Origin of the sequence: Acinetobacter sp., from assembly GCF_036659555.1 — a bacterium.
Classification (GTDB): Bacteria; Pseudomonadota; Gammaproteobacteria; order Pseudomonadales; family Moraxellaceae; genus Acinetobacter.
The window spans coordinates 1-2,176 of the sequence record NZ_JAVXCI010000078.1 but is presented as its reverse complement, the minus strand read 5'-3'; the positions used below and the strand labels follow the sequence as shown (position 1 = coordinate 2,176).

General features: G+C 47.3%; 2 protein-coding genes. Both read right to left on the bottom strand.

Annotation, left to right across the window (positions count from 1 at the left end):
* Positions 1-70 precede the first annotated feature (70 nt).
* Entirely contained in the window at positions 71-676 is a 606-nt protein-coding gene (gene clpP / locus RSA72_RS10870; protein WP_332622340.1) for an ATP-dependent Clp endopeptidase proteolytic subunit ClpP, read from the bottom strand.
* A 193-nt stretch (positions 677-869) separates the two neighbouring features.
* Positions 870-2,176 (bottom strand): trigger factor (tig, locus tag RSA72_RS10865; protein ID WP_332633181.1); only part of this gene is annotated, 1,307 nt, incomplete at its 5' end.

Genomic DNA, 2,176 nt, shown 5'->3' with positions numbered 1-2,176 from the left:
CAAAATGAACAATGCTTTTGTCCTTGAGGATGTTCGGACATATTCACTCCAATAAACTAATCTTTAAAACTTAGGGACGCTTAGATAAAACTTCGTCCACAAGACCGTATTCTTTCGCCTGCTGCGCAGTCATAAAGTTGTCGCGGTCAGTATCTTTCGCCAGGCGCTCATAGTCCTGGCCGCTGTGCTCCGCCATCAGGCGGTTCAGGCGCTCTTTAATAAACAGGATTTCGCGCGCATGGATTTCAATATCCGATGCCTGTCCGCGGAAACCGCCCAAAGGCTGGTGAATCATGACGCGGGCATTTTCAAGGCAATAGCGCTTGCCCTTGGCTCCGGCATTCAGCAGGAACGCGCCCATAGAAGCGGCCTGGCCCATGCAGTAAGTAACCACATCAGGCTTGATAAACTGCATGGTGTCGTAAATCGCCATGCCGGCAGTCACCGAACCGCCCGGTGAATTGATATATAAATGAATATCTTTATCTGGGTTTTCGGCTTCTAAAAACAGCATTTGCGCGACAATCAGGTTCGCCATGTTGTCTTCTACTTCGCCGGTCAAGAAAATTACGCGTTCACGCAAAAGGCGTGAATAAATATCAAAAGAACGCTCGCCGCGAGAAGATTGCTCAACCACCATTGGCACTAAGGCGTTTTCAATTGCTGGAACATACATACGCTTATTTATTCCTAAATTTTTTGTGACTCAACCCATGTTCACAATATGAGGGATATTTGCCGAAATTGCAAAAGATTCCCAATTAAATAACCGATATTTTTTGCATAAGCCTTGTAAATTCAGGGCGGTTCACCGCCCCGCAATGCCGATAAAAAAAGGCGCTTAACGCGCCTTTTTTTACTGAGCTGGATTAGCCTTGCTGACGGGCTTGCTGCTCTTTCAGCAAGTCTTCGTAGCTTACTGCTGTATCAGTCACTTTAGCGGAAGCCAGGATGTGGTCTACAACCTGGTCTTCTAAAATTACTGATTCGATCTGAGCGCGCTGCTGCTTGTCGCTGTTGAAGTATTCAACCACTTCTTTAGGATCTTCGTAAGAAGACGCCATTTCTTCGATATAAGCGTCAACACGCGCCTGATCTACTTCAAGCTTCGCATCAGCCAATACTTTGCTGACCAATACGCCCAGCTTAACTGATTTTTCAGCCTGCTCTTTGAACAGGTCATCTGGAAGCATGCTGCTGTCAAACGCTTTCGCGCCTTGCGCGCCGAACTGCTGCGTGAACTGCTGGATCATTTGCTGGCGCTGGCGGTCAATTTCCTGAGTAAGCATAGCTTCTGGAAGCTCAACTTCGTTGGCCGCTGCAAGCGCGTCAAAAGCGGCGCCTTTCACCTGGTTGCGCAGGCCGTTTTTCACTTCACGTTCCATGTTTTTGCGAACGTCAGCTTTCAGCTTTTCAATGCCTTCTTCTTCAGTCAAGCCGAATACTTTCAGGAATTCAGCGTCAATTTCTGGAAGCTTTTGCTTTTCAACAAGTTTCACCGTAATTTTGAATTGCGCAGATTTGCCAGCCAGGTTTTCAGCCTGGTAGTCTTCAGGGAAAGTTACATCAATAACTTTCTCTTCGCCTTTCTTCATGCCGACGATGCCGTCTTCGAAGCCAGGGATCATGCGGCCAGAACCTAGAACCAGCTTAAAGTCTTCTGAAGAGCCGCCTTCGAATTTTTCGCCGTCAATTGAGCCTTCAAAGTCGAAAGTCACCTGCATGTCTTTTTTCGCCATGCCTTTGGTTTCCGCCCAAGAAGCGCGCTGCTTTTGCAGATTTTCAATCATCTTCTCTACGTCTTTGTCATTGACTTCAGACGCTTTGCGTTCAACTTCCAGGCCTTCGAATTTAACTTCAACTTCCGGATAAACTTCCACAGTCGCTTCATAAACCAAAGCGTCATCTTTCATTTCAGTTTTTTCAATGTTCGGCATGCCGACAGCATTGATTTTTTCCTGCTGGATCGCTTCGAAAACTGTGTCGCGGATGATGTCGTTGACAACTTCCTGATAAATGCCGGCGCCGTATTCGCGGCGAACTACGTTTACAGGCACTTTACCTGGACGGAAGCCGTTGATCTTCGCAGTTTTGGCAGTGCGTTTCAAACGGGCTTCAAATTGCTCGTTAATACGGCTCGTCGGTACAGATACATTTAAACGACGGGCAACGCCCG

Bases quoted from the DNA above. Each gene is read 5' to 3' on its own strand.
- clpP (WP_332622340.1), bottom strand. From the start codon at position 676: ATGTATGTTCCAGCAATTGAAAACGCCTTAGTGCCAATGGTGGTTGAG.